The following is a 14,394-nucleotide window of genomic DNA, read 5'->3' as shown; positions in this document are numbered from 1 at the left end:
AGGGAACAGGGTGGCCATGGCGCATTTCTCGTTGGACTGGAACGAGGCTAAGCTGCGCGACCCAATGTCAGGAAGGCCGACATGACCGCGATCGAGACCCTCATCCGCCTGCAATCGCGCAAGGGCGCTCTCGGCCAATCGCGCCTGGCCAGCGAACCGCTGCCGCCGCTGCCGGACGGCGAGATCACCGTGCGCATCGGCCGGTTCGCGATCACGACCAACAACGTCACCTACCTGACCTTCGGCGAAGCGCCGATCCACTACTGGTCGTTCTTCCCGACCGGCGATGCGGACTGGGCGCAGATGCCGGTCTGGGGATTCGCCGACGTGGTCGAATCCAGCGTGGCGGAGATTCCAGTCGGCGAGCGCTACTACGGCTTCTTACCGATCGCCAATGTCTTGCGCATGCGCCCGCAGCGCCTCAGCGAGCGCGGCTTCTTCGACGGCATGCCGCATCGCCAGTCGCTGACTTCGGCATACAACTTCTACACGCGCTGCAGCGCCGACCCGGCCTATTCGCCTGCGCTCGAAAACTACCAGGCCCTGTTGCGCCCGTTGTTCGTCACCTCCTGGATGCTGGCCGATTACCTGCAGGACAATGCTTTCTTCGGCGCGCAGCGGCTCGTTGTTTCGAGTGCGTCGAGCAAAACGGCTTACGCCGCCGCCGACTGGCTGCATGCACATGCCGATGTCGAATGCGTGGCCCTGACTTCGGCCGGGAATCTCGATTTCGTCGCGGCGCTCGGCTGCTATGCACGCGCGCTGGCCTACGATCGCCTCGGGGACATTGCGCCCGACCGACCCACCCTGTACCTCGATTTCTCAGGCGACGCCGCACTGCGCGCGCGTGTGCACGGCCATTTCGGCGAACAGCTGGTGCATGACTGCCTGGTCGGCTTCACCCAGACCACCGAGATGCAGTCCGGCTCCAGCACCTTGCCGGGGCCGCGGCCGGCGTTCTTCTTCGCCCCCGAGCAGATCCGCAAGCGCACGCAGGATTGGGGAGCGGCCGGCTACAACGAACGCTTCAGCGCGGCCGAGCGCGGATTCATCGGCAAGCTCAGCGACCCGGGCAACGACTGGATGCACGTAGTCGAACACGACGGTTTCGAATCGGCACAGGCGCTGATAGCCGACCTCGTCGCCGGGAACATGGATCCACGGGCGGGACATATCGTGCGCATGCCTTCGACAATGCCCTGACGCCTCCGGACGAGCGCAGCGCACCGCAGTCGGGCGTGTGCGGAATTCGCGAGGGCGAAGCGCAGCCCTCGCCCCAGACCGACCCTATGGGCAATACGATCGGCATCCATAGCGGCACCCGCACCGACAGCCGGCTCAGGCACCGAGTCGAGACTGAAGTTGCATGGTTGGCAATGGTAGATTGCAACCGCCCAGTCATCTCGAAGCCGCCAGCCAGAGTGTCGTCGCCTGGCGCCGCATCCGTCGTCGGTGCGGTTGCGTTCGCCGATCCTATCCTGGTCGACGGATTTGCCCAGCCATCCTTTCCGCGATTCCCGGATACGCGCATCGGGCGGAGGGACGACGCATCAATCAATCTGCATGCGGATGCATCGGTGGCCACCCGTCCCGAAGACAGATGCCGGGATGGATTCCGCATCCGGATGGAGGCATGCTTGCGGATCGGAATGGCCACGAAAGCTGCCGTGGTTGCAGGGCAGCACATGGACCCAGGGAAGAACGAGATCGCCCCCGATGACGACTGAGCCTTCGCTGCGCATCCAGACCCTGGGAGACCTGAAGGTCTTCGCTTCGGGTCGCGAACTGGCAATTCCGCCGTCACGGAAGACGCGCTCGCTGCTCGGCTATCTGGTCCTGTCCGGCGCGCCGCAACGCCGCGAACGGCTGTGTGAACTGTTCTGGGACGTGCCGGATGATCCGCGCGGTGCGCTGCGCTGGTCGCTGAGCAAGCTGCGTGGCGTGCTCGGACAGGATGAGGCCCCGTGCATCGTCGCCGATCGAGAGCGCGTCGCCATCGACATGGGTCACATCGAAGTCGACATCCACGCCATCGGACAGCGCGTGAACGACGAGAGTGCCGGCGCGGAAGCGCTCGAAGCCGCCTGGAAGGCCTGTCGTGAAACCCTGTTGCAGGACTGTGACCTGTCGAACCAGGACGAGTTCGGCGCCTGGCTCGTGCGCGAGCGCATGGAGGTCGTTCGGCTGCGCACGCGGATCGCGCGCAGGCTGGCGACCGACGAGAGTCTTCCGGTCGAGGAGGTGATCGGATGGGCCGATGCCTGGCTCGAGGACGCGCCGTTCGAACGCGATGCAGCGATCTGCGCCGTGACCGCGCGGCTGAAGGCCGGCCGCATCGAGGCGGCCGATGCCACGCGTGCAGCGCTCACGGAGCGCTTCGTCGGCGCCAATCTGCAGCCGCCGGCATGGCCGAGCGAGCCCGTAGCGACGGAGGTGTCGCCGCGTCAGCACCCGCTGTCCGACGAAGAAGCCGACCGCTCGCTGCGCATCCGCCAGCGCGTCCGCTTCGTGCAGGCCGGAGACGGCGTGTCGCTGGCCTGGGCCACCGTCGGCGCCGAAGACAATCCGCCGCTGGTCAAGGCCGCGAACTGGCTCTCGCATCTCGAACTCGACTGGGAAGCACCGATCTGGAGCCCGCTTTTTCGCGACCTTGCGCGGCATCGGCGCCTGATTCGCTACGATGAACGCGGCTGCGGGCTATCGGACTGGGAGGTCGCCGACATCGGTTTCGAAACCTTCGTCAGCGACCTCGAGGCGGTCGTCGATGCAGCGGGGCTCAAACGGTTCCCCTTGCTCGGCATCAGCCAGGGCGCATCGGTCTCGATCGAATACGCAGCGCGCCATCCCGAGCGCGTCTCCCACCTGATCCTCTTCGGCGGTTATGCCGCCGGTTGGCGCCATCTCGCCACGCCGGAGGAAACGCGCGAACGCGAGGCGATCATGGTGCTCACCGGAGCCGGTTGGGGCCGCGACGACCCCGCCTATCGGCATCTGTTCTCGCAGAGCTTCATGCCGAGCGCGACGAACGAGGAACTGACCTGGTTCGACGATTTCCAGCGCCGGACGACCTCTCCGAAGAACGCCGTCCGCTTCCTCGAGGCGTTTTCACGCATCGACGTGCGCCACCGGCTCGCCGAGCTGCACGTACCCACCCTGGTGATCCACAGCCGCGGCGACCAGCGCATTCCGCTCGGCGTCGGCCGGGAACTCGCGGCGAACATCCCGGACGCGGAGTTCGTCGGCCTCGAGAGTTCCAACCATCTGCTGCTCGGACGCGAACCGGCCTCGGACGCGTTCCTCTCGGCGGTGCGCGGATTCCTCGCCCGCTGATACGGGCCTGGCCGCACCGGCTTCGCACCGGTGGCGACGCCATGGCGGTCGCCAGGCCCTGCGGAAACGTCGCATTTCCCCCGAATCCTTCGATGGCCTGCGTTCAAGCGCAATTTCCACGCTCGTTCCCACGCTGGATCACACGGTGCGGGAGCCCAATGGACCGTGCATCGCCCGCTCATCGGGCTCCCTGATTCGAGGTAGCACCATGATTTCCTGCATCTTCGCCTATGCCAAGGGCGCCGAGAGCCAGAGCACCGCGGTGGAGTTCGTCGATCCGATGTCGGCCCTGTTTCTGGTCAAGAACGATCGTCGTGCGCGCGACGCCCTCAGCGCCTGGCTTGCGCAAGGGCGCGGCGATGCGCGGCACGGTCACGAGGACGGGTCCGATCCAGCGTCCTTTTCGAGCACACCCATACAGCGGGCGGCCTGAGCGCACGTCCAGCCGCCATCCTCGGGGTCGAAGTACCCGGCGCGGCAAATGGCGCGGGCGCGGCCGACGCGCCTGTGTCTCCCTCGCATGCGCCGGCCGACATCGCCTCGCGCATCGTTCGCGCCGTCGCCGACCTCGAAGCCGACGGTCGCGGCGATCTCGCAATCGCCTTCGACGGCGGCACGACCATCGGGGCGAAGTAACCGAGGCGCACCGATCGTTACCACGCTCGCTACCTCGCTGGCTCAAACGATCGAATGTTCCGATAGCGCCATCGGTCGACTGCGAGTCGCGGACGTTTCTTCTTCGATCATTCATTCCGGAGTTCCACCATGAACATGACTGATGCATCCCTTCCCACCGGCAGTGCGGACCGAGCCTCGACGACCTCGAACCGACGGACGCAGCCGTGTCACTCCCTCACCCTGCTGCTCGCTGCGACCTGCACGGTCGGCCTGTGGGCGCCCAGCATCGATGCCCATCCCGTGGGTGCCAACGATGGCGGAATGGTCGCATCCGCAAGCGTCACCGACGCTGGCGAGGGCGTCCTCGGTTGCGTGACCAACGCGATCGTGAGCAACGCCGGCGATTCAGGCACCGGCTCGCTACGCCAGGCTGTGACCGATGCGTGCGCAGGCGGCACGATCCGCTTTGCGTCCCGCTTTTCGATCCAGTTGGACAGCGAGATCGCCGTCGACCGGGCGCTGACGATCGATGGCAGCAGCGTATCGGATCCGGCGGCCGGCGCCGACAACGCACTCGTGCAGATCAAGGGCGGCGCGGACGTGCGCGGCTTCAACCTTGGCGTCAACGGTGAGCTGACGCTCGTGCGCGTGCGTATCAGCAACGGCGTCTTGTCTGGCAGCGGCATCGGCGGCGGCATCCTGAATGCCGGCACGCTCAATCTCAGCGAATGCCGCCTCGATGGCAATCAATCAGGGCCCAACAACTCGTTCGGTGGCGGCGCGATCCGCAACACCGGGGGTGCGGAACTCTACGTCGAACGCTCGACCTTCGACCACAATGTCTCGCATCGCGGTGCCGCGATCTTCAACAGCGGCGACGCCACGCTCGTAAACAGCACGTTCAGCGCCAACACGACCGACAACGGCGCCTCGGTCAGGGAAGGTGCCATCCAGAACCGGGGCACGCTGACCGCCGTGCACATTACCGTCACCGGCAACGGAAGCGGCGGCACGGCCGGTGGCCTGTTCGCGTTCGAGTCCGATACGACTCTCATCAACAGCATCTTCGCCGGCAACAACGGCGATGACTGCGTATTGAGTGGCGGATCGTCCTCGTACACCTCGATCGGCCTGTTGAGGGGGACCGGGAATTGCGGGAGTCAGATCTTCGGCGATCCCGTGCTCGGCACACTCGCCGACAACGGCGGCGTCACGGCGACACATGCCCTTCTGTCGGGAAGCGCCGCAATCGGTGCCGGGGACGGTGAGTCCTGCCTGGAGGCGGATCAACGCGGCGTCGAAAGAATCGGACCGGTCGGCTGCGACGCCGGCGCTTTCGAGCGCGACGACAGGCTCTTCAAGAACGGATTCGACCAGCTCCCTCCATCGAACTGATCGCGGACTCCGGAACCGCTGATGCCCCTGTCCGTCCTCCCGAGCGCAGCGAGTCTGGACCGAGACCGCGTCACTGGCCGCACCTTCCAGTACGGCCAGGACATCCGCTTCGTGCACGCGACGGACGGCGCGTCGCTGGCCTGGACCGCGGTCGGTCCCGCCGGCGGGACGCCGATCGTCAAGGCGGCGAACTGGCTCTCGCATCTGGCGCTCGACTGGGAAGCGCCAATCTGGAGTCCATTGTTCCGCGAACTCACCCGCGACCGTCGATTCGTTCGCTACGACGAGCGCGGCTGCGGGCTGTCGGACTGGCGCGTGCCCGAGATCAGCTTCGAGACCTTTGTCACCGACCTCGAGACGGTCGTCGACGCGGCCGGACTCGAACGCTTCGCCCTGCTCGCCATCAGCCAGGGCGCAGCGGTCTCGATCGAATATGCAGCGAGGCACCCTCAACGCGTGTCACACCTGATCCTGTTTGGTGGCTACGATGCCGGCTGGCGACACGGCGCGAGCGTCGCGGACATCCGCGAACGCGAGTCAATCCGCGTGCTGATCGAAGCGGGCTGGGGCAGTGACGATCCGGCCTATCGCCATCTTTTCTCGCAAACCTTCATGCCGACCGCGACCGATGCCGAGCTGGCCTGGTTCGACGACTTCCAGCGGCGCACGACCTCGCCATTCAACGCGGCGCGGTTTCTCGACGCGTTCGCCACGATCGACGTGCGCCACCGGTTGGCCGAACTGCGCGTGCCGACCCTGGTGCTGCACAGCCGCGGCGACCAACGCATTCCACACGCGACCGGTCGGCGCCTGGCGGCTTCGATACCGAATGCGGAGTTCGTGACGCTCGACAGCGCCAACCACCTGCTGCTCGAGCATGAGCCGGCGTCGCGAGTCCTGCTCGAAGCGGTGCAGCGCTTCCTCGCGCGCTGACAGATATCCTCGCCGACCCGGGTCGCCTGCGCTTTGCATGCTGGCGAAGCGCACGCGGCATGCGCTCGCGTGCCGGCGAAACCGGCAAGCCGATCCGTCATCGCGTCATGCCGGTGTACCATGCACCCTTCTCGGACCGGTACGCCCTTGTTGCGGCCAGCTCGGCGCCGCATCGCCAGTGGGAGTCCCGCACGGGATACTCCGGTACGTCACTGTCGAGCGGTGAGCCGATGCGAACGGCCGAATTGCTGCCGAACCATGGATACCAATGGAGCGCTCGCTACTCCGTGAAACCTGGGCCGAACTGAAGCGCCGCCGCGTGGTACGTGCCGGGATCGCCTACGCCGTCGTTGGCTGGGTGGTCCTGCAGGCCGCGGAAATCACCTTCGAACCGCTCGGTCTGCCGCCGTGGGCATTGACCTGGACCGTGCTTGGCGTGGTCCTGGGCTTTCCGGTGGTGCTCGTGATGTCGTGGTTCTTCGACGTGTCGACGCGCGGTGTGACCCGCGAGCGCGGCGTCACCGGACGTGCCGGTGCCGCTTTCGCCGTGGCCATGGTGTTGCTCGCCGTCGCTGGCACGGCCTGGTGGCTGTATGGTGTGTATGCGCCGGCGCGGCTGCAACAAGCGGCAGGCAGCGCAACGGAGTCCACTGTGATCGGTGCCGCGCCGATCAATTCGGTCGGCGTGTTGCCGTTTACTGACCTGAGCCCGCAGCGCGACCAGGGATTCCTCGCCGACGGCATCGCCGAGGAATTGCTCGACCGCCTGGCCCGCAACGAAGGCCTCAAGGTGGCCTCGCGGACCTCGTCATTTGCCTTGCGCGGTTCGTCCGCGGACATGCGCGAACTCGGTCGCCAGCTCGGCGTGCGCTGGCTGCTCGAAGGCTCGCTGCGCAAGGCCAGCGGTCGCGTGCGCGTCACCGCGCAGTTGATCGATGCCGGCAGCGGCTTTCACGTCTGGAGCGAATCCTATGAACGTCCAGACAAGGACCTGTTCGCGCTGCAGGACGAGATCGCCGTGGCCATTGCCGACGAATTGTCTTCGCGTATCGAGGGTGTCGTGGCTGAGGTACCGGCCGAGGCCGACACCGAAAACGGCGAGGCCCTGCAGGCCTACCTGAAGGGCCGCGAGGCGTGGCGCAAGCGCAGCGCGGCCTCGCTGAAAGAGGCCGAGACCCGCTTCGCCAAGGCAGTCGAACTCGATCCGCAGTTCGCGCGCGCCTGGTCCGGCCTCGCCGACACGTATCTCCTGCAGACCGACTACGGTCGCCGTCCGGTCGAGGAGGCCATCCGGCTGGCCGAACCGGCGGCGGTCAAGGCCGTCGAGCTGCGCCCGAAGCTCGGCGAGGCGTGGGCGTCGCTGGGCCTGCTGCGCCTGACTGCCGGCCAGTACAAGGCGGCGAAGAGCAGTCTCGAACAGGCCATGCGTCTCGATCCGCGCTACGAGATGGCGCCGATGTGGCTTGCCACCGTCTACGCCAACATGGGCCAGGTCGAGAAAAGGCACGAAGTGCTGCTCAAGGCCGTCGAGCTGAATCCGCTCGAGCCGGTGATCAACGTAAACCTGGCCGAGCTGATGGCCAGCAATGGCGATCCGCAGGGTGCGCGCGAAGTCCTTCAGCGCGTGCTCGCGATCACGCCTGACGAACCCACCTTGCTGCGCTCCGTGGCAATCCTCGAAATGGTCGAGCGCAACTATCTGGCGGCCTTGCGCGCTGCGCGCAAGGCGCTGGCCTCCGATCCGCAGGGACCAGCCAACCTTCATACGATGATCGATGTGGAACTGCAGATCGAGGATTTCGATGCGGCCAGCGAACTGGCCCGGCGCCTGCCCGATGACACGCGCGACCGCTACACCACGCAGCAGTGGATCGAGTTCCGTCGCGGCGGCCTCGAGATGCTTCCGCAAATGGCCGGGCTGGTCGACGAGCTGGCGCGATTCTCGTCCAGCTCGGGCAACACCGACATGCTGACCCTCGGCGGCATGATCGAAATGCGTCGAGGCAACATGGCACGCGCCGTCGAGTGGCTGCAGCAGGCCGCGGGCACGCCCGAGCAGCTCGAAAGCAATTTCGAGCTGATGAATCCGGCCAGCCTGCTGGTCATCGCCTTGACCGCGCTCAGCGAGGGCGAGCAGGCGCAACGCTGGGCACAGCCCTTGCTCGACACGGCGGATATCGTGATCCGGCAAGAAGGCAATGCCGTGCGCCGGCACATGATCGAAGCGATGGTGGCCGTTCATCGCGACGACCCCCAGGCGGCGGCGAGGGCCCTGCAGGCCGCCTACGATGCGGGCTATCGCGATCGTTGGCAGGTGTTGTATGACCCGCGCCTGGCGCCGCTGCAAGCCTATCCCGAGATGAAGGCCCTGCAGCAGCGCATGGCCGACGAATTTGCGGCCGCACGCGAGCAGGCGGCCCGCGCCGGCCTGGACTGAATCGTCCGTGTCCGCTCACAACACACCGAGGCCGTCCGGCCCAATGTCATCCCAACCAAAGTCAGCGAGGTTTTGCATGCGTCATGTCCTGTGGTTGATTGTCCTGCTTGCCGCGCCGGCCTGGTCCGCCGCAGGATTCGATGCCGAGGCGCTCGATGCGCTGCCGAACATGAGCCTCCACGCGCCCAACTTCATCGCCAGCGGCCGGCTCGAAGCTGCCGACATCGCGGCGCTGGAGAAGGCGGGGATCCGCACCGTCATCGACCTCAGCGACGATGAGGAGACCCCCGATTTCGACGAGGCCGCGGCGGTCACCGAGGCTGGCATGCGCTACCGCAATCTCCCGATCGACGGCGGCAGCGGACTCACGCGCGAAAACGTCGAACGCTTCGATGCGCTCGTCGCCGCAGCCGGTGATGCGCCAACCCTGATCCATTGCGGTTCGAGCAACCGCGTCGGTGCGATGGTCGCGATGCGTGCCGCGCTTGTGCAGGGGCGGCCGCTCGAAGCGGCGATCGAGAGCGGTCGCAGATGGGGCCTGAAAGGCCTCGAGCCGATCGTGCGCGAGCAACTGGCCGTCGTGTCTGCCGCCGCCAGCGCCGCTGGCAGCACGGCCGGCGACCCGCAGGCGCTGCGATTTCCGCGTATCGCCATGGCTGGCGGTGTCTACCCGATGCCGGCAGGGACCCTGATGCCGGCGGCCAACCTCGAACATCGTCTGGTCATCGATGCGGCCTCGGGCGAGACGACGGCGGCCGGCATCCTGCGCCGTCTCGACGCTGCCGCGCGCGCGGTCAATCTGTATGCGCTGGCCGGGGTTGCGCCGCAAAGGCTCAAGGTCGCCGTAGTCCTGCACGGCAAGGCGACCGCCGCCGCCCTCTCCGATGCGGCCTACCGCAAGCACCTGGACCGGGACAATCCCGATGCGGCGCTGATCGGCGCGCTGCATGAAGCCGGCGTCGAACTGTACGTCTGTGGCCAGGCGCTGACCCACGCCGGATATGCGAGCGGTGACGTCCGCGCCGACGTTCGCGTTGCGCTGTCGGCGATGACCGCCCTGACCACCTTGCAGGCGGACGGCTATTCGCTGATTCCGTAATCGCGGAACCGCTCGAAGTCAGTCGGCCGGGAGCGTCTCGCCGGCCGTCCACGCGCGGCCTTGCAGCGTGTCGAGCAGGGCGACCACGGCGGCCTTGGCTTTCAGCGCGTGCACGGGCAGCACAAGGAGGTCGCCATCGCGGGCCCAGGCCAGGGCGTGGCGCACGGCGGCAAGCTCGGTCGGCTGCGTCGGCAGGGCGCCGGGTGGCAGGCCCTGGGCCAGCAATTCGTCGCGCAGTACCGCAGCCACTTCGCCAGCGGCGCGGCCACGCAGGAAGCCTTCCATGTCCTTGAGCACGACCAGATCCGGATGGAAGCTGGCGGCCGCCGCGGCCAGCGCGCGGATCTCCGCTTCGCCACGGTTGCCGGCCTGGCCGAGGATCAGGCCGAGCCGACCGCGCGCACCGAGCGAGCGCGCGATCGAGAGCAGGCCGCGCAAACCTTCGGGATTGTGCGCGTAGTCGAGCAGCACGCGGATGCCGCCGAAGGACCATTGTTCGAGACGCCCCGGATTGTCGCCGCGCTCGCGACCGAAGTCGGCCAGCACCGCGGCGATGGTCGCTGCGGGAATGCCCAGTGCGTCGGCGAGCAGCACCGCGCCGGCCATGTTCGTGATGTTGTAGCGGGCCAGGCCGCCGGCGCTGAGTGGCATCGCCGCAATCGCGCCGAGATCGGTTCGTTGCGGGCCGTGGCTGAGCCAGAGATGGCCGTCGCGCAGGCCGCAACTCGTGCCGGCGCCGTCGCGCGTCGCGCGCAGAAGATCGTTGTCGTCGTCGAGGGCGAACCAGGCCTTGCGGCAGTCGAGGCGGGACGCGTGCGCGCGCAACTGCGCATCGTCGGCGTTCAGAACGAGCGTGCCGCGACTGTCGAGGGCACGGGCGACGATCAGCTTGGTTTCGGTCAGGCCATCGAGATCGTCGATGCCGTATTCACCGAAGTGATCGTCGCTGATATTGGTCACGATCGCGACGTCGGCACGCTCGATCGCGAGGCCGCGGCGGAGCAGGCCGCCCCGGGCGGTTTCGAGGACCGCGGCCTTGACTTCGCGGTGGCGCAGCACCGTGCGCGCGCCGGCCGGTCCCGAGTAGTCGCCGGTGGTCAGGGCCTGGTCTTCAACGAACACGCCATCCGTGCAACTGAAGCCGGTGCGGCGACCGTGCGCGGTCAGCATCGCGGCGAGCAGGCGTACCGTCGTGGTCTTGCCGTTCGAACCGGTGACCAGCGCGACCGGGATCGCATGCAGCCGATCCCAGGGCACCGATTCGACGCCTGGCAAGGCCGACAACGGCCAGGCTTGCGCAGTGGCACCGAGGCCGAGGCTGAGCGTGTCGTCGTCGAGCACGACCGGCACATGACGCCTGCGTGCGGCAGCGAGCAGGGCCATCAGCGCCGGATTGCGCTCGGCGGCCGCATGTCGCTGCAGCATCTGTTTGGCCGATTCGAGGTCGCTGGCCGAGGCGTGGCCCGGCGCGAACAGTTCGGCCACGCCACGCGCGGCCTGCCAGGCCCATTCGTTGACTTCGGTGGCGGTGAACAGCTGGTCGAGCGGTGCGGCGAAGGCCAGGGCGACGCCACCGCGATGCGCACGCACGCTGACCGCAGCGGCCGGCCAGCCGAGCGTACTGCGCATGCGCAGGACGTTGTCGCGCCATGCGGCGATCGCGCGCGTGTCGTCGGCACCGGGACCGACCGTCTCCAGCACCGCACCGGGTTCGCTGAAGTACAGATTGGGTCCGGTCAGTCGGCGCGAGTCCTCGAACGACAGGGTTGGCTGCGCGCTCAGTCGTCCTGCTCCCGCGACAGGTGGATGCCGCGCTGGTCGCGGACGACGCCGTCCCATTGGCTCGGTACGAACGCTTCTTCGGCTTGGACGGCGGGTTCGCCTTGAGGTGCAGGGATATTCTCGGGGGCCCTGGTTTCGGGCACTCCTTTTGGCTTGAACTTGATGACCTGCTTCCACGAGCGCACCAGCGCATCGGCGAAGATCAGCAACAGGTCGCCGGCTTCGCCCATGGCGAGTCCGGCCTCGATCGCTTCCTGTTCGTCCGGGATCACCGAGATCGCCGATTCGGCGACGCCGAGTTCGCGCAGGCGAGCGGCCTGCAGCTTCGGCACCTCGTCGCTGGCACGCCCGCGCAGGGCATCGTCGCGGCGGCAGATGTAGTGATCGAAGCGCCCGGCAACGGCATCGGCGATCTCGCGCAGGTCCTGGTCGCGGCGGTCGCCCGGTCCGGCCAGCACGACGATGCGCCGGCCACTGACATCGAGGCGCTGGGCGAGGTCGGCCATGACCCCGACCGCGTGCGCGTTGTGGCCGTAGTCGAACAGCACCTTGAACGGGTGTTCGCTGAAGACGTTCATGCGCCCGGGCGCCTGGAAGAAGGTGCTGTCGAAGGTGCGCAGGCCCTGGCGGATCGCATCGAGCTTGATGCCCATCGAGAAGGCCATGGCCGCCGCGACCATCGCGTTCTGCACGTTGTGCATGGCGCGGCCTTCGAGGGTGGCCGGAATCAGGTGCGTCCACAACAGCGGTATGTGGCTGCCCTTGTCGTACAGCGTGATCATCTGGCCATTGACGCCGGCCTCGAGCGCGCAGGCGCGACCGCCGGCCCGGATGTGTTCGCGCACGAGCCCGTGTTGCGGATTCATCGTCACGTAGCAGATCACCCTGGCATCGGTGTAGCCCGACATCTTGAGGACCTGCGGATCGTCGGCATTGAGCACCGCGCATTCCTCGGCCACCTCGACGACGATGCGCTTGATCTCGGCCAGTTGTTCGAGCGTCTCGATGCCCTTCATGCCGAGATGGTCGGACTGCACGTTGAGCACGGCGCCGACGTCGACCCTGGGCACACCCATGCCCGCGCGCAGCAGGCCGCCGCGCGCGGTCTCGAGCACGGCCAGGTCGATTTGCGGGTCGGCCAGCACCATGCGCGCCGAGACCGGCCCGGTCATGTCACCCTCGACCGTGCGCTGGCCGTCGATGTAGACGCCGTCGGTGGTGGTCAGGCCCGGCGTATAGCCGGCCATCTTGGCGATATGCGCGAGCATGCGCGCGGTCGTGGTCTTGCCATTGGTACCGGTGATCGCGGCGATCGGCACGCGCGACGGCGTGCCGGGCGGAAACAGCATGTCGATGACCGGGCCGGCGACGTCGCGCGGCTTGCCTTCGCTCGGCGCCACGTGCATGCGGAAACCCGGCGCGGCGTTGCATTCGCAGATGCCACCGCCGATCGCCTTGTAGCTCTCGGCGATGTTGGTGCTGAGGAAATCGACGCCGCCGACGTCGAGGCCGATCGCGCGGATCGCGCGCACGGCCATGTCGCGGTTGTCGGGATGGATGATGTCGGTGACGTCGGTGGCGGTGCCGCCGGTCGAGAGGTTGGCGGTCGAGCGCAGGTGGATCACCTCGCCTTCGCTCGGAACGCTCGCCGGAGTCACGCCGGCACGCGCCATCATCATCTCGGCCTGGGCGTCGAGCTCGAGACGGGTCAGGACCTTCTCGTGGCCGACGCCGCGGCGCGGATCCTGGTTCACGATGTCGACCAGTTCGGCGATCGTGTGCTGGCCATCACCGACCACGTGGCCCGGCGTGCGCCGGGTCGCGGCGACCAGTTCGCCGTTGACCACGAGCAGGCGGTGGTCGTCGCCTTCGAGGAAGGTCTCGACGATGACCGAGCGCGAATGCTCACGGGCCTTGGCGAAGCCGTCGGCGATTTCCTCGTCGCTGTGCAGGCGGATCGAGATGCCGCGACCGTGGTTGCCGTTGTAGGGCTTGGTCACCACCGGCGTGCCAAGCCGCCGCGCCGCGCGCAGAGCCTGCTCGACCGATTGCACGAGTTCCTGGCGCGGCACCGGCAGGCCGAGCGAGCCAAGGATCTTGTTGGTTTCCTCCTTGTCGCCAGCCAGCTCGACCGCGATGTGCGAGGTGCGCCCGGTGATCGTCGCCTGGATGCGCTGCTGGTACCTGCCGTGGCCGAGTTGGACCAGCGACTGCTCGTTTAGGCGCAGCCACGGAATGTTGCGTTCTTCGGCGGCCTTGACCAGCGATGCGGTCGACGGACCGAGCGCGCGGCGTTGCGCGTAGCGGATGAAGGCATCGCGCGCCTCGGGCCAGTTCCAATCCTCGGGCACGCTGTCGGCCGGGCGGATTTGCTCCGGCAGCAGCGAACAGAGCAGGCGCAAGGCGAGCTCGCCGGCCGCGATGCCTTCCTCGCGCTGGGCATATTCGTAGATGACCGAGTAGACGCCGGGGCGATCGTCGATGCTGCGCGTCTTGCCGAAGGTCACGTCTTCGCCGGCGACGTTCTGCAGTTCGATGGCCACGTGTTCGAGGACGTGGCCGAGCCAGGTGCCCTCGTCCTCCTTCATGCGCCGGATGAAGCCGCCCGGTTCGCGGTACGAGCAGCCGTGTTCGGCGAGGCCGGGCAGGGCCTCGACCAGGGCGTCGACATAGGCCGCGCCGAGCTTGCCGGTCGGCCACGCTTCGAGCGCCTCGAGGTCGAGGACCAGGCGGATCACCGGGAAATGCGCAAACGCCGAAGGGCCGACATACACCGAACGATCGAGGATGCGCATTCGAA

The 14,394-nt window shown here is 67.4% G+C and carries 11 protein-coding genes; 9 read left to right on the top strand and 2 right to left on the bottom strand.

The window, feature by feature from the left end:
- The first annotated feature begins 81 nt into the window (after positions 1-81).
- From BM125_RS11310 to BM125_RS11275, 9 genes are all read left to right on the top strand, one after another.
- Complete coding sequence (locus tag BM125_RS11310) at positions 82-1,203, top strand: DUF2855 family protein (protein ID WP_092408012.1); 1,122 nt, start codon at positions 82-84, stop codon at positions 1,201-1,203.
- A gap of 86 nt (positions 1,204-1,289) precedes the next feature.
- A complete protein-coding gene (locus BM125_RS11305) occupies positions 1,290-1,727 on the top strand; it encodes a hypothetical protein (protein WP_092408010.1) in 438 nt (145 codons plus the stop codon).
- Positions 1,717-3,330: a bifunctional AfsR/SARP family transcriptional regulator/alpha/beta hydrolase gene (locus BM125_RS11300; RefSeq protein ID WP_092408008.1), complete on the top strand. Its 1,614-nt coding sequence runs from the start codon at positions 1,717-1,719 to the stop codon at positions 3,328-3,330. The genes BM125_RS11305 and BM125_RS11300 overlap by 11 nt, the downstream gene beginning before the upstream one ends.
- A gap of 208 nt (positions 3,331-3,538) precedes the next feature.
- Positions 3,539-3,763, top strand: coding sequence for a hypothetical protein (locus BM125_RS11295; RefSeq protein ID WP_092408006.1), 225 nt, complete (start codon positions 3,539-3,541; stop codon positions 3,761-3,763).
- A 74-nt stretch (positions 3,764-3,837) separates the two neighbouring features.
- Complete coding sequence (locus BM125_RS20815; protein WP_281243947.1) at positions 3,838-3,966, top strand: hypothetical protein; 129 nt, start codon at positions 3,838-3,840, stop codon at positions 3,964-3,966.
- 129 nt (positions 3,967-4,095) lie between these two features.
- Positions 4,096-5,343, top strand: coding sequence for a choice-of-anchor Q domain-containing protein (locus tag BM125_RS11290; protein ID WP_092408004.1), 1,248 nt, complete (start codon positions 4,096-4,098; stop codon positions 5,341-5,343).
- A gap of 21 nt (positions 5,344-5,364) precedes the next feature.
- Positions 5,365-6,276 carry an alpha/beta fold hydrolase gene (locus tag BM125_RS11285; protein WP_092408002.1) on the top strand — a complete coding sequence of 304 codons (912 nt, stop codon included), beginning with the start codon at positions 5,365-5,367 and terminating at the stop codon, positions 6,274-6,276.
- Positions 6,277-6,544: 268 nt separating this feature from the next.
- Positions 6,545-8,713: a tetratricopeptide repeat protein gene (locus tag BM125_RS11280; protein ID WP_092408001.1), complete on the top strand. Its 2,169-nt coding sequence runs from the start codon at positions 6,545-6,547 to the stop codon at positions 8,711-8,713.
- 76 nt (positions 8,714-8,789) lie between these two features.
- Positions 8,790-9,812 carry a DsrE family protein gene (locus BM125_RS11275; RefSeq protein WP_092407999.1) on the top strand — a complete coding sequence of 341 codons (1,023 nt, stop codon included), beginning with the start codon at positions 8,790-8,792 and terminating at the stop codon, positions 9,810-9,812.
- An 18-nt stretch (positions 9,813-9,830) separates the two neighbouring features.
- Here BM125_RS11275 and BM125_RS11270 read toward each other — a convergent pair whose 3' ends face one another.
- Together BM125_RS11270 and cphA are read right to left on the bottom strand one after the other, a co-directional pair.
- Positions 9,831-11,513, bottom strand: coding sequence for a Mur ligase family protein (locus BM125_RS11270; RefSeq protein WP_245778895.1), 1,683 nt, complete (start codon positions 11,511-11,513; stop codon positions 9,831-9,833).
- Between the two features lie 77 nt (positions 11,514-11,590).
- Complete coding sequence (cphA, locus tag BM125_RS11265) at positions 11,591-14,389, bottom strand: cyanophycin synthetase (protein WP_092407995.1); 2,799 nt, start codon at positions 14,387-14,389, stop codon at positions 11,591-11,593.
- Positions 14,390-14,394: the final 5 nt, after the last annotated feature.

This window comes from Dokdonella immobilis, from assembly GCF_900115085.1.
Taxonomy (GTDB): Bacteria; Pseudomonadota; Gammaproteobacteria; order Xanthomonadales; family Rhodanobacteraceae; genus Dokdonella; species Dokdonella immobilis.
Note: the sequence above shows the minus strand (reverse complement) of the source record. Positions and strands in the feature narration are given on the sequence as shown.

Coding starts and splice junctions, on each gene's coding strand:
- BM125_RS11310 (WP_092408012.1), top strand. CDS start 82: ATGACCGCGATCGAGACCCTCATCCGCCTGCAATCGCGCAAGGGCGCT.
- BM125_RS11305 (WP_092408010.1), top strand. CDS start 1,290: ATGGGCAATACGATCGGCATCCATAGCGGCACCCGCACCGACAGCCGG.
- BM125_RS11300 (WP_092408008.1), top strand. CDS start 1,717: ATGACGACTGAGCCTTCGCTGCGCATCCAGACCCTGGGAGACCTGAAG.
- BM125_RS11295 (WP_092408006.1), top strand. CDS start 3,539: ATGATTTCCTGCATCTTCGCCTATGCCAAGGGCGCCGAGAGCCAGAGC.
- BM125_RS11290 (WP_092408004.1), top strand. CDS start 4,096: ATGAACATGACTGATGCATCCCTTCCCACCGGCAGTGCGGACCGAGCC.
- BM125_RS11285 (WP_092408002.1), top strand. CDS start 5,365: ATGCCCCTGTCCGTCCTCCCGAGCGCAGCGAGTCTGGACCGAGACCGC.
- BM125_RS11280 (WP_092408001.1), top strand. CDS start 6,545: ATGGAGCGCTCGCTACTCCGTGAAACCTGGGCCGAACTGAAGCGCCGC.
- BM125_RS11275 (WP_092407999.1), top strand. CDS start 8,790: ATGCGTCATGTCCTGTGGTTGATTGTCCTGCTTGCCGCGCCGGCCTGG.
- cphA (WP_092407995.1), bottom strand. CDS start 14,389: ATGCGCATCCTCGATCGTTCGGTGTATGTCGGCCCTTCGGCGTTTGCG.